19 protein-coding genes are annotated in these 21,446 nt (G+C 68.9%); 9 read left to right on the plus strand and 10 right to left on the minus strand.

What is annotated here, in order from left to right; all coding sequences use genetic code 11:
- Positions 1–50: 50 nt before the first annotated feature.
- Positions 51–1,877, minus strand: a complete 1,827-nt coding sequence (locus RIA68_09700) for a M12 family metallo-peptidase (protein ID MEQ8317717.1) — start codon at positions 1,875–1,877, stop codon at positions 51–53.
- Positions 1,878–2,180: 303 nt separating this feature from the next.
- On the opposite strand from RIA68_09700, the gene RIA68_09705 reads away from it, so the two are divergent.
- The gene (locus RIA68_09705; GenBank protein ID MEQ8317718.1) at positions 2,181–3,677 is read left to right on the plus strand and encodes an AAA family ATPase; all 1,497 of its coding nucleotides are present in this window, start codon (positions 2,181–2,183) and stop codon (positions 3,675–3,677) included.
- Between the two features lie 13 nt (positions 3,678–3,690).
- On the opposite strand, the gene RIA68_09710 is transcribed toward RIA68_09705, so the two are convergent.
- The 3 genes from RIA68_09710 to RIA68_09720 all read right to left on the minus strand — a co-directional run bounded on the left by RIA68_09710 (position 3,691) and on the right by RIA68_09720 (position 7,314).
- The gene (locus RIA68_09710) at positions 3,691–4,194 is read right to left on the minus strand and encodes a hypothetical protein (GenBank protein ID MEQ8317719.1); all 504 of its coding nucleotides are present in this window, start codon (positions 4,192–4,194) and stop codon (positions 3,691–3,693) included.
- A 110-nt stretch (positions 4,195–4,304) separates the two neighbouring features.
- Positions 4,305–6,059 carry an iron ABC transporter permease gene (locus tag RIA68_09715; protein ID MEQ8317720.1) on the minus strand — a complete coding sequence of 585 codons (1,755 nt, stop codon included), beginning with the start codon at positions 6,057–6,059 and terminating at the stop codon, positions 4,305–4,307.
- Positions 6,060–6,063: 4 nt separating this feature from the next.
- Positions 6,064–7,314 (minus strand): pitrilysin family protein, encoded by a 1,251-nt coding sequence (locus tag RIA68_09720; GenBank protein ID MEQ8317721.1) that lies wholly within the window; start codon positions 7,312–7,314, stop codon positions 6,064–6,066.
- Positions 7,315–7,489: 175 nt separating this feature from the next.
- Here RIA68_09720 and RIA68_09725 point away from each other — a divergent pair, with 175 nt between their 5' ends.
- Complete coding sequence (locus tag RIA68_09725; protein ID MEQ8317722.1) at positions 7,490–8,254, plus strand: hypothetical protein; 765 nt, start codon at positions 7,490–7,492, stop codon at positions 8,252–8,254.
- 18 nt (positions 8,255–8,272) lie between these two features.
- On the opposite strand, the gene dapB is transcribed toward RIA68_09725, so the two are convergent.
- The gene (gene dapB, locus RIA68_09730; protein ID MEQ8317723.1) at positions 8,273–9,007 is read right to left on the minus strand and encodes a 4-hydroxy-tetrahydrodipicolinate reductase; all 735 of its coding nucleotides are present in this window, start codon (positions 9,005–9,007) and stop codon (positions 8,273–8,275) included.
- A 200-nt stretch (positions 9,008–9,207) separates the two neighbouring features.
- Between dapB and RIA68_09735 the strand changes: the two genes are divergently transcribed.
- From RIA68_09735 to RIA68_09755, 5 genes are all read left to right on the plus strand, one after another.
- Positions 9,208–9,633, plus strand: a complete 426-nt coding sequence (locus RIA68_09735) for a hypothetical protein (GenBank protein MEQ8317724.1) — start codon at positions 9,208–9,210, stop codon at positions 9,631–9,633.
- A 93-nt stretch (positions 9,634–9,726) separates the two neighbouring features.
- Positions 9,727–10,374 (plus strand): hypothetical protein, encoded by a 648-nt coding sequence (locus tag RIA68_09740; protein MEQ8317725.1) that lies wholly within the window; start codon positions 9,727–9,729, stop codon positions 10,372–10,374.
- Positions 10,367–11,605, plus strand: coding sequence for an amidohydrolase family protein (locus RIA68_09745; GenBank protein MEQ8317726.1), 1,239 nt, complete (start codon positions 10,367–10,369; stop codon positions 11,603–11,605). Before RIA68_09740 ends, RIA68_09745 begins: the two co-directional genes overlap by 8 nt.
- Positions 11,606–11,627: 22 nt before the next feature.
- A complete protein-coding gene (locus tag RIA68_09750) occupies positions 11,628–13,844 on the plus strand; it encodes an excinuclease ABC subunit UvrB (GenBank protein MEQ8317727.1) in 2,217 nt (738 codons plus the stop codon).
- Between the two features lie 15 nt (positions 13,845–13,859).
- Positions 13,860–14,012, plus strand: a complete 153-nt coding sequence (locus RIA68_09755; protein ID MEQ8317728.1) for a hypothetical protein — start codon at positions 13,860–13,862, stop codon at positions 14,010–14,012.
- Here the strand turns inward: RIA68_09755 and RIA68_09760 are convergent.
- Both RIA68_09760 and RIA68_09765 read right to left on the minus strand, forming a co-directional pair.
- Entirely contained in the window at positions 14,009–14,971 is a 963-nt protein-coding gene (locus tag RIA68_09760) for an NAD(P)H-hydrate dehydratase (GenBank protein ID MEQ8317729.1), read from the minus strand. The two genes, RIA68_09755 and RIA68_09760, sit on opposite strands and share 4 nt — an antisense overlap.
- A complete protein-coding gene (locus tag RIA68_09765; GenBank protein ID MEQ8317730.1) occupies positions 14,971–16,425 on the minus strand; it encodes a transglutaminase family protein in 1,455 nt (484 codons plus the stop codon). Before RIA68_09765 ends, RIA68_09760 begins: the two co-directional genes overlap by 1 nt.
- A 50-nt stretch (positions 16,426–16,475) precedes the next feature.
- Between RIA68_09765 and RIA68_09770 the strand changes: the two genes are divergently transcribed.
- Positions 16,476–17,303: a TatD family hydrolase gene (locus tag RIA68_09770; protein ID MEQ8317731.1), complete on the plus strand. Its 828-nt coding sequence runs from the start codon at positions 16,476–16,478 to the stop codon at positions 17,301–17,303.
- Here RIA68_09770 and RIA68_09775 read toward each other — a convergent pair.
- The 3 genes from RIA68_09775 to RIA68_09785 all read right to left on the minus strand — a co-directional run bounded on the left by RIA68_09775 (position 17,300) and on the right by RIA68_09785 (position 18,775).
- Positions 17,300–17,530, minus strand: coding sequence for a hypothetical protein (locus RIA68_09775; protein ID MEQ8317732.1), 231 nt, complete (start codon positions 17,528–17,530; stop codon positions 17,300–17,302). The two genes, RIA68_09770 and RIA68_09775, sit on opposite strands and share 4 nt — an antisense overlap.
- A 49-nt stretch (positions 17,531–17,579) precedes the next feature.
- On the minus strand, positions 17,580–18,074 hold the full coding sequence (locus tag RIA68_09780) for a ferritin-like domain-containing protein (GenBank protein ID MEQ8317733.1): 495 nt from the start codon (positions 18,072–18,074) through the stop codon (positions 17,580–17,582).
- A 230-nt stretch (positions 18,075–18,304) separates the two neighbouring features.
- Entirely contained in the window at positions 18,305–18,775 is a 471-nt protein-coding gene (locus tag RIA68_09785) for a hypothetical protein (protein MEQ8317734.1), read from the minus strand.
- On the opposite strand from RIA68_09785, the gene RIA68_09790 reads away from it, so the two are divergent.
- Positions 18,774–21,386 (plus strand): helix-turn-helix domain-containing protein, encoded by a 2,613-nt coding sequence (locus RIA68_09790; protein MEQ8317735.1) that lies wholly within the window; start codon positions 18,774–18,776, stop codon positions 21,384–21,386. The genes RIA68_09785 and RIA68_09790 overlap by 2 nt on opposite strands.
- Positions 21,387–21,446 lie beyond the last annotated feature (60 nt).

Consider the following 21,446-nt stretch of genomic DNA (forward strand, 5'->3'; position numbering starts at 1 on the left):
CCGGGGGAGGCCCGGCCGGGCAAAGGAGCCTTCAGGTTTTCACGAACCGATCAGGGGCAGCCCTGCGAGAACTGGTTCTGGAACTCGAGGAAGTCGAAGACGTTCAGTTCCGTATCGTTGTTGAAGTCGGCAAACGGGCTCCCGCCGTCGAACGCCGTCTGGAAGGCCAGGAAGTCGAAGAGGTTGACCACGCCGTCCTCGTTCATGTCGACGCGGCAGAACTCGTCGATCGAGACGCTGTCGATGAACCAGGCATCGGCCGCGTCGGCGCCGACGGAGGTGATTCGCAGGCGGAACTCGTCGCCCGGAGCCTCGAGGGGCAGCTTCCACTCGTTCAGGATGAACTGCTGCTGGGCCGAGCCGTCAGACTCGATCGTGCCGAGCGGCTCCCATGCGCCGGTGAACCCGGAGAAGTACTCCACGTTGAGGAACTTGCCGGGCTCCACGAAGCGGTGCTGCGACCAGATGCTGACGTAGGTGTCGGCCTCGGTGGGGAACGGCACGTCGTAGCGCGTCGTCGTCATGGTTCCATCGACCTGGAAGTTCAGCCCGTTGGGCGGGGTGATGGGGTTCACGACCGACGGCGTCACGTTCACCGAATCGGACTCGGCCCACCGCTGCGGATCGAGCGAGGTCGAGTCGTCGAAGTCCTCGACGAAGGGCAGCGGCTGCGGATCGGGCTCGGTCACGAGGTCGTCGATGCAGGGCCGCGACTCGAGGAACGAGCGGATGACGCTCCGCGAAGAGGCGCCGAAGTTCCGGATATCACCGGCGCAACCACCGATGCCGGCGCACATGATGCGGCAATCGCCACCCGAGCAGTGCCGTGCGTTGCAGTTGTGGCCGATCTCGTGGGCCAGCACGGCGACGCGGGCGGCCGTGCTGAGCGACACATACTGGTTCACGTTGTAGCCGAGCGTGGTCGTGCACAGGCCGGAGAGCCAGGCAACGCCCAGCGTGCCGCCGGCGAAGTTGCGGCCGCTGATGAGCGAGGCCGTATCGCGGCGGACGCCGGTCTGCTGCGAACGCCAGTGGTTGGTCATCTGCTGGAGCAGGCCGCCGCCATCCGACGTGGTGTACGGATCGGACGAGGTCGGCCGGACGATGATCGTCGTGATCTCGATGACGGTGTCGACGTCACGCTCGTAGATGGAGGAGACCGAGTTGACCTGCGCCTCGACGGCGGCGATGACCGCCGGCTCCGACGACCCGCGGCTCTGGTAGAACTCGAAGTCGGTGTCGACGGCGAGCTCGAGCCGGAGCGTGTTGTCGACGCTCGGAGCGAGAGGATCGCCCTGGATAAGGCCGCCGAGCGGCGCATCGATGGTGCCGCAGAAGCCGTCGACGCCAGAAAGGTCGTTGTCCTCGGAGAAGACCACGTGCAGCGCGTCGTCGGCGCCAGGGACGCGATCGCTCAGGGGCTCGATGACCCACTTGCTCGTCGCGTCGTCACCGATGGAAACCAGTGCCGTAAGCGATCCGCCGTAGAGGCCGGCGGACACGACGCTGCCGTCGATGCCCTCGACGTGGCCGCGATACGTGGTGGACGAAGGCGGCACGATGCGGTCCATCGAACCGTCGTCGCGCTGCACCAGGACCTCGAAGGCCGGCGAGCGAACGCTGTGAGGCCAGAGCTCGACCGTCACCAGCTGCTCGCCCAGCAGGACCTCGGTCGTCACCGACCCGTCGCCCTTCGCCTGGAAGTCCAGACGCTCGATCGAGTACTCGATCAGGTCATCGAACACCAGCGGCGACTGCTGGCCGGCGGGCGAGCCGCCCTCCTGCAGCAAGGTTCCCTGGGCCAGTGCGCCGCCCGTCGTGGCGAACAGGGCAGCCGTACAGCCCAACAACCTCGCGGCGGTCCCGCGAGTCGGCATGCGTGCAATCATCGAATTCAACCTCCCCGGATGGGTCCGGCCCCGGCACTTGCCAAGGCCAATCTTGGTCCACGGGCTCGTCCGTGTGCGCGTGCAGGCAGGCCCGCGCGAACCCGGTCTCAAGGGGCATAGTGGCCCGGTTTCCGAGCCGTTACCCCCTATTTATGGCAGCGTACGGAGCCACCCTACACCCATCCGTGGCATCCGCAAGGGCAGATGCCGGTACGATGTCGCGATTGCGACGATCTCGGTTTTATCGGACATAAAACGATCCACGCAGGCCATCCGCGTATCCTCGGCGCTATGGCCGAAACCAATCTCGATCGTCTACGGGGTCTCATGCGGGTGACGAGCCAGCCGGCCATCACCATCGCCACGGGCGAGGAGGTCTACGCCCTCAACCTCGTCCGCGACGCCGCCGCCGATCAAGGCATGATCTGCCACCGCTGGACGCTCACCGGTGGGCTCCAGGACGCCGGCTTCGAGGACACCGGCCAGTCGAGCGAGACGCAGCTGCCCGAGCGCGCGCTGCGGCAGATCGCCAGCGAGCGCAAGCCGGGCGTGTACGTCATGCTCGACCTGGGCCACCACCTCGACGAGGTCAAGGTCGCCCGCGCGCTGCGCGAGTGCCTGTTCAGGGCCAACGAGCAGGCCCAGCTCATCGTGCTGATCGACCACGAACGCATCACCGCGCCCGTCGTCCGCCAGTACGCCGCCGAGTTCGAAGTCATGCCGCCCGATACCGAGGAGATCGAGCGGCTCGTGCGCTCGCAGCTGCGCGCCCACCACCGCCACACGCCCATCGACGTCGAGATCAAGCGCAGCGAGTGGGACGCGATGGTGCGCAACCTGCGCGGCCTCACCCGTCGGCAGGTCCAGAACATCGTGGCCGAGGTCGTGCGAGACGATCACCGGCTCGACGCCGACGACCTACCCCGCATCGTCGCCCGCAAGCGTGAGTACGTCCGAGCCGACGGCTTGCTCGAGTTCGTCGAAGCGCCCGCGACGCTCGACGACATCGGCGGGCTCAAGAACCTCAAGCAATGGCTCTCCAGCCGGCTGCTGACTACCGAGGCCGAGGCCGAAGAGCACGGGCTCGACACGCCCCGCGGCGTGCTCATGCTCGGCGTGCAGGGCGCGGGCAAGAGCCTGTGCGCCAAGGCCATCAGCGCCGCCTGGAAGCGCCCGCTCCTGCGGCTCGATCCGACCTCGCTGTACGACCGCTTCGTTGGCTCCAGCGAAAATCGCCTGCGCACCGCGCTGCACCAGGCCGAGCTCATGGCGCCGATCATCCTGTGGATCGACGAGATCGAGAAGGGCTTTGCGTCGGTGAGCAACAGCGGCACCGACGGCGGGCTCAGCCGGCGCATGTTCGGCAGCCTGTTAACGTGGATGCAGGAGCACCGCGAGCCGGTGTTCATTGTCGCGACCGCCAACGACATCGAAAGCCTGCCGCCCGAGCTCATGCGCAAGGGCCGCTTCGACGAGATCTTTTTCGTCGATCTGCCGGGCGAAGAGGCCCGCGAGGCCATCCTCGGGATCCACCTTCGCAAGCGTCGGCTCGATCCCGAAGCGTTCGACCTTGCCAAGCTCGTCAAGGCGACCAAGGGCTTCAGCGGCGCCGAGATCGAACAGGGCATCATCGCCGCCCGGCACGAGGCCTTCGCGCAGAAGCAGCCGGTCACTACCGCCGGCCTCGTTGCCGTCTACGAAGAGAGCCCGCCGCTCAGCGTCACGATGGCCGAAAAGGTCGCGGCCCTCCGCCAGTGGGCGAAGGGCCGCTGCGTCATGGCCGGCTAGGGACACACCGGGCTCAGCCCTCGTCGTCCTCGTCCATGTCCAGGTCGAGCCACCACTGCGGAAAGTTGGCGCCCGTGGTCGAGTGGTACCAGCCCTCGAGCGTGCCGTCGATGAATCGGAAGAACACGGGCTCGTCGTGGATGTGGCCGTAGTCCGTGCTCTCGAAGCGGTAGACGCGGCGATCGCGGACCTCGTAGATCAGCACCTGCCCGCCGTCATGGTTCTTCGAGCCGCGAAAGACCGCCTCGGGGAAGATCTTGCGGAACTGCTCCACCGTGGTGTCCGGGCCAAGCTTGCCCAGGCGTGTGTTCTCGGCCTGGCTGAAGCTGGGCACGTCCTCGCTCGAGCGCACGACGTCGGCCCGCGACTGCTGCGACGAGGTCAGCCGCGTCTTGTCCGCAACGACGTACTCCTTCTTGCCGCCTCCGATCGAGAAGATGCAGCCCTGGGCGAGCATGGCCGCCGTCGCAAGTCCGAGTGCGAGGGTTGCTTTCGTATGCATCTTGTTCGGTTTCATGGCTCGCTTCCTTTCCTCCTCTTCGAGGACGGTGTGTGGTCGAGCCATTGTAGTGGGAAGCCGGCCAGGTTAGTTTCAACAAACTTGGGCGGCGCTCCTCCAGGTCTTCGCTAGACCCTGAAGATCGCCCCCATCTTCTTGCCCAGCAGCACGCTCGCCCCCACCAGGGTGATCGTCAGCAACGCCATGCCCCACACGCCCATGGCGCTGGCGATGTACGGGCCGTCGCCCTGGCGATTGCTGAAGGCGTAGATGGCCCGCGTGATGGGCCAGTCGTCCTGCTTCTGGGCCAGCAGGAGGCTGTCGGAGACCTCCAGCATGCTGAAGGCGAACACCAGCAGCGCCCCGGCGATGATGTTGGCAAGGATCAGCGGCAGCACCACGCTTCGGATCGCCCGCAGCCGCGTCGCGCCCAGGTTCAACGCGGCCTCTTCCATCTCGCCGCTGGTCTGCTCGAGCCCCGCCACGACCGACCGCACGATGTACGGCAGACGGCGCACGGCGTACGCAAGCACCAGGAGCGGGATCGGATTCGGATCGACCCCCACCACCGAGACCACGCCGTCCAGCGGGGCGCCGACCTCGCCGAGACCGAGGTTGAGCGTGCCGCGGAAGGGCCAGGCCAGGCTGACCGCGACGAAGCCGAATGCCAGCACCAGCCCGGGCACCGCCAAGGGCAGCATGCACAGCGTATCGAGCACGCTCCGGCCGACCGCCTTGGTACGCACGATGAGGTATCCCACCGTCACGCCGATCGTTGCGTTGAGCACGACGGCCAGGGCCGAGTACACGAGGCTGTTCACGATGGATCGAAACGCCGCGTCGCTTCCCAAGGCCACGCCGAAGTGGGCCATCGTGAAGCTCTTGGGCAAGAGGCTCTGGTACCACTGGCCCACGCCGCTGACGCTCATGAGGATGACGCCCACGTGCGGCGCGACCGCCAGGATCGTCACCAGCAGGAACGCTCCGGCCGCGAGCCAGCCCCGACCGCCCTTCAACGGCACCTCGCTCCCGGCGCGGGTCGCCCTCATGCTCATGGCGTAGCCACGACGACCGAATGCGAGCTTGCCCGCCGCATACGCCGCAAGCGAAGCCGCCAAGAGCACGAACGTGAGCGCGTAGGGCCTTGCCGAGCCCTCGACCTCGCTGAGGCCGTAGAAGATCTGCACCGCCGTCACGCGGTCGTAGTCGAACATCAGCGGCGTGCCGAGCTCGGTGAACGCCCAGATGAAGACGATGGTGCCGCCGGCGAACAACCCCGGACGGATGAGCGGCAGCGTGATGCGGGTGAATCGACGCCACGGGCCCGCGCCCAGGTTCTCGGCGGCCTCGTTCATGGCCGGGTCGAGGTTCGCCAGCGCCGCCGTCGCGTTGAGGTAGAGGATGGGGTAGAGGTGCAGCGCCTGCACGATGACGACGCCCAGGCCCTTGGCCTCGCCCATGACGTCCCAGTCGGTGCCCAGCAGCGTGTTGAGCATGCCCTCGCGGCCCATGATGGCACGGAAGCCGATGGCGCCCACGAACGGCGGCAGGATGAGCGGCACGAGGATGAGCGCGCTGAACACGCCCTTGAACGGAAACGTGTGCCGTGCCGCCAAGAGCGCCAGCGGCACCGCGATGAGCCCGCTGAGGATGGTCGTGCCCGTGGCGATCCAGAACGCGTTGAAGAGGCCCTCACGGGTCACGGGGTCTCGGAACACGCGGAGCACGTGGGCGATGGTCCAGCCGCCGTCGCCACCGGGATCACTCGCGAAGCCGCCGCGGATCGTCAGCACGATCGGATAGATGAGCGCCAGGGCGAGGAACGCGATGAGCAGCACGACCAGCGTCTGCTCGATGAGCCGGCGCAGGGTGAGTGCGTGCATGGGGTCAGGCCTCCGCCCCGGCGGGCCGGGCGGCCAGCGACTGTCCGAGCGTCAGGACGGTGGGCTCCCCGCGATCGAAGCTCGCCAGGTGCGCCCGCAATGCGTCGAGCGTCACGGCGTCGATCTCGGCGACGCGCTCCTCGAGCGTCCGGCAGCGGGCCAGCTTGCGGTAGTCGTTGGCCATCGCGCCCGCCCTCGCCGCCGTCGACTCGCCGCCGAACACGATGCGGCTCTTGAGCCCCACGCGAGCGCGTTCGAGCTCTTCTTCGGTGGGCGCGCCGTCTTTGGTGGCGATGCGGTCGAGCTCGGCCCGGAGAACCTCGAGCGATTCGGCCGCCCGCTCGGGCGTCGTGCCGACGTAGGCCGTCACCCAGCCGGCCTCACGCTCGGGCGTGTACCCGGCGTGGACGGCATAGCACAGGCCGCGCTTCTCGCGCACCTCGGTGAACAAGCGTCCCGACATGCCGCCGCTGAGCACCGCCGTCGCCAGGCGCTCGCACGCGGCCTCGGGCGTGCCGTCGCGCGGGGCATCTCGGATGACCATGACCTGCACCTGGGCGCCGTCGTCGTCGACGTGGTGCGTGCCGCGCTCGACCGAACCCTGTGCCATGGGCTCGGCGGCCTTGCCGGTCCACCCATCGAGGGCCTTGTTCAACGTCTCCTGGGCGAGCAGCGGATCGACGTCGCCGGCCAGCGCGATGATGCTCCCGCGCGGCACGTAGCCCTGCTCGAGGAACGCCACCGCGTCGGCGTGCGTGCACGACTCAAGCCCCTCCCGCGTGCCATAGGTCGATCGGTTCAGCGGCGACGGCAGGTGCCGGGCCATGGCCTCGACGCCCGCCCACTCCTGCGGATCGTCGGCGAGGGCCTCCAGTTCCTGCAACGCCAGGCTCTTCGCGGGGGCAAACGAGGCTTCGTCCATCGCCGGGCGGACGATCGTGTCGGCCAGCAGCGGGACGGCCCGGGCGAGGTCCTGGCCCACGAACGTCGCCGAGAGACGGCTCGTTCGGACCCCCGCGTCGAGGCTGCGGCCCACGCCAGCGGCGTCGAGCGCGTCTGCGTGCTCGCGGCTGCTGCGCCCGCCCGCGCCACGCTGGGCCATCTCCGCCGCGATGCCCGCGATGCCCAGCTTGCCCTCGGGCTCGGCGGCGGCGCCAGCGGGCAGGGTCCAGGTCAGGGCGCAGCTCTTCACGCCGGCCATCGGCTCGACCAGCAGCACCGCCCCGCACGCCAGTTCTCGGATCTCGATCGCCATGGGTGGGCGCAGTTTAGCGGACGCACGCCGCCCGGGTCGCCGCCCGGGCCAGCCGCTACGACCCTCGCAGCCCCTCGCCGACCCGCGAGATCCGCCGCAAGGGCCGAGCGCAAGGGCCGCGTCGATCCGATCCCATCCTTTAGAGAGGTACGTGATGTCGAGTGGACGCTCCAGCATGCGTCGGATCGTGGACGTGGTGGCCCTGGGCCTCTGCGTCGTGGCCGTCGTGCTCGTGGTGGTCCAGCAGACCCAGCGCGAGACCGTCGAAAACGTGGTGGTGCAGACCGAGCTCTCGCTCGCGAAGTTTCACTCAACGCTCAAGATCCAGGCAACCACGCGCGGCGTGGCCGTCAACGGTCGAGGCTGGCCCAACACCATCGAGGGCTACTGGTTCGGCGACGAACCCCCCTTGAACCACCTGCTCACCGGCGATCGCCCGTGGGTCGAGATCGCGCCCGCGGAGGACGCCGATCGCGATCATCCAGCCGATCCGGTCGCGTTCGACATGGACGGCGAACGTGCCGCCAGCTTCTGGTACAACCCGTATCGGGGCGTCGTACGCGCAAGAGTTGCGCCCCAGATCAACGATGAAGAGACCCTGGCCCTGTACAACCGGGTGAATGGGGTGTTCCTGGCGACGCTGGCGCCCGAAGGCGGGCTGCGCAACGCCGAACGCGAGCGCGACGACGCCGAACGGCTGCGCGAGATGTCCGAACGCGTCCGACAGATGGCCGAGTCGACGGGTGCGATCACGTCAAGCGACAACGTTGTCAAGGTGCGTCGCATCGACGCGCAGCCCGACGAGCCGCCGCCCCCGCCACCCGAAGCCGCGCACCAGAGCGAACCCGAACCGGTGACGATCGACGAGCCTGCGGACGAACCGGACGAGCCTGGACAGCCCTCCGAACCGACAGATCAGCCGACAGACGACCCCGCCTAAATCGGCCCTCAGGCGCTCTCAGAGCGGGTTTTGCGACTCTTCGTCGCGCAGGCCGAGCGCATCGACCATGTCGTAAGAGCCCGGTTGCTGGTCAACCAGCCAGGCCGCGGCGCGGAGCGCCCCGCGGGCAAACAGGTCGCGCGAGTGCGCCGTGTGCTTGAGTTCGATGGTCTCGTCGGGTCCGTCGAAGCGAACGACGTGCTCGCCCACGATCGAGCCTGCGCGCACCGACACGACGGCCTGATCTCCAAGCCTCACGGCTCCGTCGTCGGCGTGTTCGATGGCCCGCTTGAGCGCATTTGCGGTGCCCGACGGCGCATCGCGCTTGCCCGAACGGTGCCATTCTGCGATCGATGGAGAAAAATTTTCACCCAGCGCGCAAGAAATTTTTCGGACCATCTGAACGAGCACGACGCACCCAACGGAGGTGTTGGGCGCAACGAGCACGGGGACGTCGGCGGCGAGCCGCTCGAGCGCTTCGAGGTGCTCTCGATCGAGCCCGGTGGTACCGATCAGCAGCGGCGCGCCTCGCGTGCGCGCCAGATCGATCGAATCCGCGATCGCGTCGAAATGCGAGAAATCAACGATGATTTCGCGATTTTCGTGCGCCAGGGCGCGCGCGTGGGCGTGCGGGTGCGACCGCGTGATGCGTGCAACGACGCGGAAGCGATCGTCTTTGTCCGCGAGGGCATCGATGCGTGAGCCGAGGGCGCCCGAAGCGCCGACGAGCAGGATGGAAGCGGGTTGGTTCATGATGTTCGCTCGTGCGAAGGCATGGTCGTGGGGCTTGAAAAATTTGTGGACGAAACGGAAAGTTCTAGTAGACTACTCAAGCCGCGTGGGGAACAGACCCGATACACGCTGCGCGCGCCCTTTGTCCGCGGATTGCCCGACTCGCACATCGGCGCGCGTGGTAACCAGGCGAAGTCGGGCAACAGAGCAGGAGATTGCTCATGGCGAAGAAAGCCGCAAGGAAGCAGGCCACCCGCAAGAAGGCGGCCAAGAAGACGGCCAAACGCAAGACCACCCGCAAGAAGGCAACCCGCAAGGCCGGCGCTCGCAAGACCGCCGCCCGCAAGACCGGCGCCCGGAAGAAGGCCGCCAAGAAGACCACCCGGAAGAAGGCCACTCGCAAGAAGGCGACCCGCAAGAAGGCCGCCAAGAAGACCACCCGGAAGAAGGCCACTCGCAAGAAGGCGACCCGCAAGAAGGCCGCCAAGAAGACCACCCGGAAGAAGGCCGCCAAGAAGACCACCCGGAAGAAGGCCACTCGCAAGAAGGCGACCCGGAAGAAGGCCGCCAAGAAGGCCACCCGGAAGAAGGCCACTCGTAAGAAGGCGACCCGCAAGAAGGCTCGTCGCCGCACCGTTCGTCGTTAAGACGCCGTCCATGCCAGGCTTTCTCTCGGCGATCCGGCCCGTTCCGGATCGCCGTTTTCGTGCGCGCCCGCCCATCTGCGGTAACAATCGCCCATGCCACACGACGCCCGGACCGAGCAACAGCACGCGCGGGCATTGCTGCTCGCCAACCTCGCGGGCGTCCTGGTGTGCGACGCCGGCGCCGAGCCATGCCGGCTCGTCATCTCCGAAGCGGGCGGCTCGGTGACGCTCCCGATGCACCACGATCTCGACGAAGCCGGCCAATGGTCGTTCGCCGCTCCACGGGAGCTCGATCCGGCAATCGAGCTTTCGATCGAGCCACTCGAAGGACCAGGCGACCGGGAGGAACTGCCCGAGCCCGCCGAGATCGAGGCCGACCGCTGGATGGCGTACCACGGGTCGACGCCGCCGAGGTGTCGATTGGTGTCGCTTGGAATCTCCTTCACGCGATACGCCGACGCCGACGGACGCACGCACGTTGCCGAGGGCGTGCTCCATGCCAATCCGCTGCGATCGAGCGTGCCATCGCTCTGCAAGCTCGCGAATGCCGACAAGCCGGCGTTGATCGATGCGTGCGCCCGGCTGACGGGCGTGCGGCCCGAGGCGCCGGTCGCGGTGGGCGTGGACGAATGGGGCGTGCACGTGAGAGCAGCCTTTGAAGTGCTGCGGCTGGCGTTCGAGGAGCCTTTGACGGACGAAGGACCGGCTCGGCGGGCCATCGAGGAGGTGCTCCGTGGGTAAGCGGCCGGCACGCATGCGGGAGGCCCACGCGCACGTGCTGGCGCACGGCCGGGCGATGGACATGGTGCAGCTCAACGGGTGTACGTCGGCGGAAGAGATGCTCGACGCCATCGCCGACGCGGCGGTCGAGCGACGCGTGGTGCTGGCTCACGGCACCCGGCCCGAGGCCTGGCTCGAGCCAGGCTGGCCGACGCTCGAGCGGCTCGATCACGCCAGCCCGGAGGCAAGCGTCGCGGCCTGGTGCTTCGACTACCACGCCATCATGCTGAACTCGCGCGCCCTGGAGTCGACTGGCGTGGGCATCGACACGCCCGACCCCAAGGGCGGCCAGATCGGTCGCCGGCCCGACGGATCGCTCACGGGCGTGCTGTATGAAGCGGCGGTGGGCATGGCATGGGGCAAGCTCGAGCCGACGGGGATCGATGAAGATGCGCTGGCTCGCGCCATCGAGGACCTTGCCGAGCACGGATTCACGCACGTGCACGACCTGAAGGCCCAGCCGGGACTGGGCGAGGCGCTGGCCGCGACCAGCACCGGATCGATCGAATTCACGCTCTACCCGCTCGTGCAGGATCTACCTGAGGTTCTCAAGCGCCGCCGAGACTGGGAGACCGACCGGGTTCGCCTCGGCGGCGGCAAGATCTTCGTCGACGGCACGCTCAACAGCCGCACGGCGTGGATGCTGCACCCCTTCGCCGACGGACGGACCGAGCACCCGGCCGGCATGCAGCTCATGAGCGACAGGCAGATCGAGGACGCAATGCGGCTGTGCGTGGGCGAGGGCCTGCAACTGGCCGCTCATGCCATCGGCGATGCCGCGGTGCGGGCCGTACTCGATGCCGCCGAGCGGGTTCGGGCGCCTCGGGGCTCGGTGCGGATCGAGCACGCCGAGCTCATCGATGAAGCCGACGTACCGCGGTTTGCCGAGCTGGGCGTCATCGCCAGCGTGCAGCCGTGCCACTTGCTGTACGACATCGAGGCCCTGCGGCGGGCGTGCCCCGATCGGCTCGACCGCGTGCTACCGCTGCGTGAGCTGATCGATAGCGGCCTCACGCCCGGGCGCGACCTGCTCTTCGGCAGCGACACGCCCATCGTGCGGCCCGACCCGGAGGACTCGATCCTCGCGGCGACGAACCGGGGTCGCAGCGACATGGCCCTCGCCGAAGGCATCGCGCCTGACCAGGCGATCAGCGAGGCCGAGGCGTGGGCGTGCTTCGACGCGGACGCGTAAAACCCCTCCCCTATCATCCGTTGTGCCCCCACGCCCCTTCGAGATCGTCAGCAGCTTCAAGCCCATGGGCGACCAGCCCGCGGCGATCGAGGCGCTGACCACGCGCCTCTCCGCGGGAGCCGACTCGGCCGTGCTGCTGGGTGCCACGGGCACGGGCAAGACCTTCACGATGGCCAACGTGGTGCAGCGGCTGGGCAAGCCCACGCTGATCATCAGCCACAACAAGACGCTGGCGGCCCAGCTCTACGAGGAGCTCAAGGAGTTCCTGCCGCACAACAGCGTGAACTACTTCGTCAGCTACTACGACTACTACCAGCCCGAGGCGTATATCCCCCAGCGGGACATCTACATCGAGAAGGACGCCAGCCGCAACGAGGACCTCGACCAGCTCCGCCTGGCCGCGACGAGCAACATCCTCAGCCGGCGCGACACGGTCGTCGTCGCCAGCGTGTCGTGCATCTTCGGTCTGGGTTCGCCCGAGGCGTACGGCGAAAAAGTACTGACCTTCAGCAAGGGCGTGCGTGTCGACCGGCGGCAGATGTTCGCCAGCCTGACGGCGATGCAGTACAAGCGGAGCGACTACGAGTTCAGCCGTGGCCGCTTCCGCGCCCGGGGCGACGTCATCGAGGTCTGGCCGGCCTCCGAGAAGTTCGCCGTCAGGCTCGATCTCTTCGGCGACGAGCTCGACCGACTCGAGCTGATCAACCCGACGTCGGGAGAAGTTCTAGCCGAAGAGGACACTTTTCACCTTTTCCCGGCCGTGCACTACGTGCTGCCCGAGGAGCAGCTCGAGACGATCTGCGACGACATCACGCGAGAGCTGGACGCCCGCGTGCTCGAGCTGCGCAGCGACGGCCGGCTGCTCGAGGCACAGCGGCTGCTGGCCCGCACGAAATACGACCTCGACCTGCTCCGCGAGACCGGGAGCTGCCCGGGCGTGGAGAACTACAGCCGCTTCTTCGACGGCCGCATGCCCGGCGAGCGACCCTTTACCCTGCTGGATTACTTCGATTATGCCCCCAGGCCCGGGCTGGGCGACGCCAGCATGCGGCCGAGGCCCGAGACCGACGACCAGCTCGTGCAGCGCGACGACGGCCGGCGGGCGGGCCGGCCCAACATCGACGACTGGCTGGTCATCATCGACGAGAGCCACGTGACGCTGCCGCAGGTGCGGGCCATGTTCAACGGCGACCGCATGCGCAAGGAGACGCTGGTCGAGCACGGCTTCCGCCTGACCAGCGCCCTCGACAACCGGCCCATGCGGTTCGAGGAGTTCGAGCGGATGGTGCCGCAGATGCTGTTCGTCAGTGCGACGCCCGGGCCATACGAGCTCGAGCGCACGGGCGGCGAGATCGCCGAGCAGGTGATCCGCCCCACGGGCCTGCTCGACCCGGGCGTGGAGGTGAAGCCCGCCGACGGCCAGGTGCCCGACTTGCTGGAGGAGTGCAAGGCCGCCGTTGCGCGCGGCGACCGCGTGCTCGTCACGGCCCTGACCAAGCGACTGTGCGAGGACCTTGCAAGCTACCTCGACCAGAACGGCCTGAAGACGCGCTACCTGCACAGCGACATCGAGACGCTTGAGCGGCTGGAGATCATCACCGAACTGCGCGAGGGCGCCTTCGACGTGCTGGTGGGCGTGAACCTGCTGCGCGAGGGTCTCGACCTGCCCGAGGTCGCGCTCGTGGCCATCCTCGACGCCGACAAGGAGGGCTTCCTGCGGAGCCCGACGAGCCTCATCCAGCTCATGGGCCGGGCGGCCCGCAACGTGAATGGCCGGGTCGTGATGTACGCCGACACGATCACTCCCGGCATGCGCGACGCGCTCGACGAGACCGACCGCCGCCGCGAGAAGCAGACGGCGTACAACGAGAAGATGGGCATCACGCCCGCGACGATCAAGAAGGAGATCCGTCGCGGCATCGAGATGCAGCTCCGCGCCCGCAAGACGGCCCGCGAGGCGGCCGGCAGCGCCGAGGAGGCCTTCGACATCGCCGAGCTGCTGCGCGAGATCGAGGCCGAGATGCTTGAGGCCGCCCAGTCGCTCGAGTTCGAGAAGGCCGCCCGCCTGCGCGACCAGGCCCGCAAGCTCAAGGAGCGCATCGCCCAGGGCGATACCGCGAAGGTCCGGCGGAGCGAACTCGACGAGGGCAAGCAGAACAAGCGCCAGCGCCGCAGCCGCAGCGGCAAGCCCGGCGCTCCCGGCAGCAAGCCCACGCGGCGGAAGAAGCGGACCTCCTAGAGACCAGCACCCCAAATGGAACGACGCGAGAAGCTCAAGACCTACTTCACCGGCTTCGGGATCGGCCTGATCCTGGTGGGCTTCATCATCTACGCCCGGTGGCGGTACGCCCAGGCGAACCCACCGCCGCCCCCACCACAGCAACAGCAACCCCAGCAGTCGCCCTAGCCGCGAAGCGCCGTCACGGCCTCGGGGATCTCGTCGGCCAGTTCCATCGGCGTGAGGCCTGCGTTCGCGAGGTGCTTCTCGCGCCAGAGCCGCGCCGCGTGGGCGTGGGCGACCACGGCGCAGCGGGCGATCTCGAAGAGCGTCAGCCGGCCGTCGTCGCCCATGTGCTTGATGCGCTCGCCGAGCTTGGCTCGGGCGAGCTCGTGGGTGACGGGCCTGGCGTGCTGGGCGATGAGCCCGCCGACGAGGCCCGCGAGCACGTCGCCCGTGCCACCGGTTGCGAGCGCGGAGTCGGCGGTGTCGTCGCTCCAGGTCTGGATGCCGTCGCTGACGACGGTGCGGGCCCCCTTGAGCACGACGACGCAGCCGAGCCGCTGGGCGAGCGACTCGGCGGCCCCTGGTCGTTTCGCGTCGTCGGTGGCGTCGCCGTCGATGCCCATGCTCTTGGCGAGGCGCGCGAACTCCCCTGGATGCGGCGTCAGGACGGCGGGCGCGTGGAAGTCGAGTGCGAGCTGGGGCGTGTCGGCCAGCTCGTTGAGCGCGTCCGCATCGACGACCACGGGCGTCAGCTTCTGCTGGATCGCTCGCAGCGACAGCGCCGCCGGTCCGGTTCCGCGGCCCAGGCCGGGCCCGATGACGACCGCGTCGGCCTGCTCGATCGCTTCATCGAGCACGGCGACAGCGTCGCTCGCGAGCACCGCGCCGTGCCCATCAGTCGGCAGGGCCCGGCCCGTCGCCTGGCTGGCGATCGAAAGCGCCTCGTTGAGCACGCCCTCGGGGCAAAGCAGCTGCACGAGCCCGGCCCCGCTGCGCGTGGCGGCGAGGGCCGCCAGCGCGGGCGCGCCGATCATGCGCGTGCCCGGCAGCGCGCAGCCGCCGACGACGGCCACGCGGCCGAAGTCGCCCTTGTGGCCGGTCTCGGCGCGTGCGGGGAGCCGTGGCGTCGCGGGGTCGGCCATCAGCGGGTCGCCTCGACGACGACGGAGATCGTGCCCAGCGTGGGCGCGAGACCGGCCCACAGGTCGTCGGGGTCCGAGCCGTCCGAGAGCGAGAGGGCGATCTGGCAGGCGTGCCGCGGCCGGCGACGCTGGGTTGCGTCGAGGTCGATCCAGTGCTCGCCCGCTTCGCCCTCGACCAGCGCCTGCGTCCACACGTGGTATACGAAGGCCGGCGGCGTGCCCGGCCCGCCCGGCTCGTAGATGAGCCCGGCGACGAGCTGCGACGGGATGCCGTTCACGCGGAGCATCGCCGCGAGCAGCACGGCGTGCTCGGTGCAGTCGCCCTCGCGGCTCTCGGCCGTCTCTGCGGCGCTGCCCAGCGCGACGCCCAGGTTCTTGCGATTGATGTAGCGGTGCACGAACCCGCGCATGGCCTCGGCTCTCGCCGAGTCCGTCGCCGAGGCCGGCAGCGACGCGATCGCCCGCTCGGCCAATCGCCGGACGCGCGCGTCGTTGGTCTCGAGCAGGTCGGTCGGCGCCAGCAGCCGGGCATGGTCGTCGTCGCTCGCGTCGACCGCCTCGCTTTGCGCATCGAGATCGACCGCGACGCGGACCGATCCGCCGTCGAGCCGCTCGGCCCGCTGCACGGTCGTCGCCAGCGCGGGCGTATCGGTGCTGCCGGTGAGCAGGAACGACGCCGTCCGCACGCGTTCGTGGCCGCGGATGGCCCGCGAGGCGACGACGCGTGTCGCGTCGATGAGGTCGGGCGGCCGCACGAGGGCCCGCCGGGCCGTCGCCTCGTCGCTCAGGACGATCTCCTGGGTCACGGCGCCGATGGCGGTCTCGGCCCGCACGAGGTTGCCCTTGGCATCGAGCCACTCGTGCACGACCCGGTCTTCGTCGCCGCGACGGGTCTCGAAGCGGACGGTCGCGATGGCCTGGCCGAGCACGTCGATCGCTTCTTCGCCGGTCCGCGTCCGCCGCGTCGGTACCGGGTCGAGCCCGCTCAGCGGGTCGGCCACCTGCGTGCTGATCGTCGCGTCGCCCGCGGCGATGCGCTCGGCGAGGTACCGCCGCTCGGCATCCGGGCCCACGTACAGGCCATCGGGCGCCGGCTCGATCGACTCGTGCCCATCATGCTCGACCCGCGCGGTGCGGCCGTTGAAGTGCCAGGTCGTCACGTCATCGCGGTCGCCCTCGATGCGGCGGCGCATGCTGCTGAGGTTGCCGTGGTCGAACTCGACGACCTCGCTCTCGAAGGCCGTCACCACGACCGAGCCCTGCCGCCCGACGGCGACGCGCATCGTTGTCTTTGTCGTGATCAGGTCGCCGGCTTCGTTTCGCTCGATGGCCATCCACCCGGCCGGCTGACCCTGGAGCTTGACGACGTACCACCGCGTCTCCGCGAGCGCACCCGTGGCGAGTGCGAGAACGAGGCCGAAGAAGAGGCCCACCATGGCCGGCAGCCGGAGCATCCAGCATCGTAGAGAGCCTCGCGATCGGCTGGCGGGGTGTACGGTTGCCCGTGATCGACACGCACTGCCACCTGACGTTCCCGCAGTTCGAGGGCCGCGTGGCCGAGGAACTGGCCGAGGCCGCCCGCCACGGCGTCTCGGGCTGCATCACGATCAGCACGACGCCCATGAACGCGCTCGAGTGCCTGAACCTGGCCACGAGCTACCCGAACGTCTGGAGCAGCGCGGGCGTGCACCCGCTCTACGCGGATCAGGGGCCGTTCGACCTGACGCCGGTCCGGACCGCCATCGCGCACGAGCGCTGCGTGGCGTGGGGCGAGATGGGGCTCGACAACCACTACGCCGAGCCGCCGCGCTCGCTCCAGGAGCCCGTGCTGATGCAGCAGCTCGCGCTGATCCGCGAGATCGACGAGCCCAAGCGAGGCAAGCCGAAGCCGGGCGCGGGCAAGCCCGTCGTGCTGCACTGCCGAGAGGCGTTCGACGATGTCATCCCGATCCTGCAAGACAGCGGCATCGCCGGCGAACGCTTCGTCTTCCACTGCTTCACGGCAGGCCCGGCCGAAGCCCGGCAGGTCCTCGACTTCGGCGCCATGATCAGCTTCACCGGCGTGGCGACGTACCACAACGCCAAGCACGTGATGGAAGCCGCCGTGCTGACGCCGGCCGACCGCATCATGGTCGAGACCGACGCGCCCTACCTGAGCCCCCAGCCCGTGCGCGGGCAGCGGCCGTGCCGGCCGTGGATGGTCTCGCTCACAGCAAAGCTGATTGCCGAAGCTCGCGGCGAAACGGTCAGAGAGTTCGAGCGAGCAATCGATGCAAACGCCGGACGGTTCTTCGGCGTGGTTGTACCGCCGGCCGCGTCAGAAGCGCGCTAGCGGGTCGGGATTAGCGCCGGCCAGGCAAGTACCTCGGCCCCACCGCTGAAGACCCATGCCAGGCCAGCGACGGAGACGGCTACGGCGATGGCGCAGCCGACGAATTGCCACGTCGCCGGTCGCGAGCCGCGCCCCAGCCCGGGCACGACCACGTGGCGATATGGGCTGATCGTCGACACGCTTGCCTTGGAGCGTCTCTCCACTGATCGGTTCGTTCGGCGAGCCATGTTTGGCCTCCTTGTCGATTCGATCGATACCTTCGCGAAGCCGTGGGTATTAGCTCGTGCGGGCCGCGAAGTTGATGCGTTGCTCGGCGATGTTGGTGAGGGTGCGATCGGCCGCGCCCTCTTCCTCGAGCGTCTTGGTGAGCACCTCGGCGTCGTCGTGGCGGCCCAGCTTGCTGGCGAAGGCGCGGGCCACGCCGTAGGCGGCCATCTCGTAGTGCTCGACGCGCTGGCAGTTCGCGATGATCGCGGCGTTGCGCACGTCCTCGTCCTCGGTCTCGGCGAGCGTGTCCTCGCCCTCCTTGATGAGCCCCTCGATGCCCTTGCACTTGTGCCCGCCGGGCTCGTAGTCGAGGTTGACGATGAGATTGTCGACGCGGGACAGGTGCGCCTCGGTCTCCTTGCGATGGCTCGCGAGCGCCTTCTTGAGCTCGTCGTCGGTCGCGTTCTCGATCATCTTGGGCAGCGCTTCGAGGATCTGCGTCTCGGCGCTGTGCAGGTCCTTGAGCTCGTGGACGTAGAGTTTTTCGAGGCTGTCGATCTTCATGGCGGCGTCTCCATCATGGACTGCATCATGGTTCTGCGATGGAGAACGCTACCGAGCGCGGAGATCGCTCGGCAAGGGCGCGCCCGAACTATGAGCCCGAATTCACTGCCGCCCGCAATGCGCGGAAACATCGCTGGTGCAATGAGTGCGAATTCACGCGACGCGGCGCACGAGAACGCCCGCGCCCGGAACGAGCCCGGCGCGGGCGGCGTTCAAGTAACGTGATCGTCTCAGGCCGCGTCGCTCTCGGGCGTGGCGGCGGCGAGCGGGCCGCCGGCGCTGCCGTCGTTGCCGAAGTTGGTCACCGACGGCTCGCTCCACTCGCTGGCTACGCCGTTGCTCAGCGTGGTGCGGACGCGGTAGAGCACCTGCCGCAGGCCGACCGGGACGGCCGGGTCGATGAACTCCTTCTTGCCGATGGTCGCCAGCGACGTCCACGGGCCGACCTCGCCGGTGAGCAAGACGGCTTGGCGCTGCACGTCGTAGGTCGCGCCGCCGCCGCTGGTGACGGTGAAGGCGACCTCGATGGTGCCATCGGTCCGCACGCGGGTGCGCACGTCCTCGGGCTGGGCGGCCTCGCTGCGCGGCTCGGGCTGCGCGGGCGGGTGTTGGCCGGTTGAGCCACGCGCAAAAACTGCCGGGCACGTCCCCGGCCGCGACCGACCAAAGTCGGCCGACCGAAGGACCGATACCCACGGCATGACCGAGAACCAAGCCGATCGCATCGCCACCGACACGACCCCCACGAGCGACACCCCCGCCGCCAGCACGACCAGCGAGCCGGCGACGGACACCGGGGCCACCTACACGATCAAGGAAGCGTGCGCCCTGGTCGGCCTCACGCGCGACGCGTGGACGAGCTGGCAGAAGCGCGGGCTGCTGCCAAGGGGCAGGATCGGCAAGGGCCGCGAGCACGACCGCCGGGTGCTGGTCTTCACGCAAGACGAGGTCGACGCGGCCCGCGCGGCGGTGGAGCGCAGCGGGCTGGCGACGCCCGAGCACACGATCACGTACGACCAGGTCGTCGAGATGCTGGGCATCTCCAAGTCGCGGATGTACGAGATGATCAAGAGCGGACGCTTCCCCCCCGGCCGCTGGGCCACGCCCGCCGAGGGCAACGGGCGAGGCAACCGCCGCAAGATGTTCACGCCCGCCGAGGTCGAAGATGCGCGCGCGGCACTGGACGCGTTCATGAACCAGGGCCCGGAGATCGACGGCCAGCCGGCCATCACGCTCAAGGACGCCGCCGCGCGCATCGGCCTCAGCCGCGCCCAGTGGTACGCGTGGCAGAAGAAGGGATGGGCGCCCATGGGCACGCCGCACACGTGGCCGGGCTTCATCGGCAAGGAGCAGGTGTACACCACGGCGCAAATCGACGAGTTGGTCGCCGCGATCGAGCGCGGCGAGCACCCGGGCGCCAGCCAGATCGCCACGCCGCGGCACACGATCACCAAGGAAGAGGCGGCGCGCCTCGCCGGCGTGGGCGTCCACGCGTGGCACGAGCTGAGCCAGCGCGGGCAGCTGCCCGAGGGACGCTGGACGCCCAACCCCAAGGGCACCGGCAAGGGCGGGCTGCGCAAGCTGTACACGCCCGAGGACGTCGAGGCGCTCAAGCGGGCCATGGCGCAGCTGGAAGCCGAGCGGCGTCCGACCATCGACGGCGAGCCCGCGCTGACCGCGTCCGAGGCGGCCGAGAAGATCAACATCTCCTATCAGCTCTTCCGCCTGTGGGACGAGCGGGGCTGGCTGCCCGAGGCCCACCAGGCCCCGCGCGACGCCAGCGGCCAGATGATGTACCTGTACACGCCCGAGCAGATCGACGAGGTCAAGGCCGCCGTCGACCGCGGCGAGCACCCGGGCGCGCAGGGGCGCGGCACGGCCGAGCACACCGTGACCCGCCACGAGGCCGCCAGGCAACTGGGCATCACCGCGGCCAAGTGGTCGCGCTGGGAGAAGGACGGCATCGTGCCCCCCGGCAAGCTGCCGCCGCTCTCGCCGAATCTGGGCCTGGACGGCGGCCGGAAGCTGTGGACGCCCGAGCAGGTCGAAGATGTTCGTGCGAAGGCGACCGAGATGGGCATCCTCGAGCCCGCGGCCACGCCCGAGCACGTCCTCACACGCCAGCAGGCCGCCGAGCTCGTTGGCATCTCCGAGGGCACGTGGACCTACTGGTGCCGCCGCGGCGTGATCCCCACCGGCCGCTGGCGTACGAACCCGGAAGGCTCGGGCCACGGCGGCCTGCGGCGGATGCACTCGATGGAAGAGGTGCGCCAGGCCCGCGCGGCGCTCGACGAGATCGGGTTCGGTCGCGCCCCCAACGCGACCGAGGCCCACACGCTGACCCAGCGCGAGGCCGCCCGCTTGCTGGGCGTCGAGGCGACCGCGCTCCAGGGCTGGGAGAAGCGCGGCCTGATGCCCATGGGCGCCTGGGCCCGAGCCACGAAGGGCCCCGCGCTGCGCAAGATGTACACGCCAGCGCAGGTCGAAGAGGGCCGCGAGAGGCTCAAGAAGCACGGCGTCCGCTGCTTTGCCAAAGCGACCGATGAGCACACCCACACGAGCAAGCAGGCCGCGCGGTTCATCGGCGTGCCATGGGGCACGTTCCATCACTGGGAGCACCAGGGCCGCACGCCGATCGGCGCGTGGGGCAGCACCCCAAGCAATCGTGGCCGCTGCAAGATGTACACGCTCGCGGAACTCGAGGCGTTCGCCGAAGAACTGGAGAAGCTGCACAAGCCGTACGCCGACCCGGATCGCCCGGGCGTGGTCCGAGTGCCGATCCGAAGCTGGAAGAAGCGCATGGAGGCGCTCATCGATGCCGACGACCTGCACCTGGTCGAGGGCAAGCACTGGAACTATTCGGAGCGGAGCGACCAGTACGAGACCAGGGGCGTGGTCATCCTGTCGACCACGCGAGGCCGGCAGACCCCACTCAAGCAGATCATCGCCGGCGTCCGCGGGCATCGGTGGCGCATCCGCCACGCCAACGGCGACTTCCTGGATTGTCGGCGCGAGAACCTCGTCGTGCTGGACAGCGCCCAGCAGAGCTACGGCAACAAGAAGATCAAGATGCGGGCCGGCTACGAGCCGACGTCGAAGTACAAGGGCGTCTGCTGGGACGAGGATCGCGGCAAGTGGCTCGCCCAGATCAACAAGGACGGGAAGCATCACCACCTGGGCCGATTCGACGACGAGATCGACGCCGCCGACGCCTACGACAACGCCGCGCGCGAGCTCTTCGGCGAGCACGCCTACCTGAACTTCGACGGCATCATCGATCGCACCAAGGAAGAGCCAAGGTCCGCGGCGTAGCACGCGGGCAGCCGCTTCGAGCCTCTCCCTTCGTGCCTCCGTGCCTTGGTGCCTTCGTGC

The sequence above is a fragment of the Phycisphaerales bacterium genome (assembly GCA_040217175.1).
Classification (GTDB): Bacteria; Planctomycetota; Phycisphaerae; order Phycisphaerales; family UBA1924; genus JAHCJI01.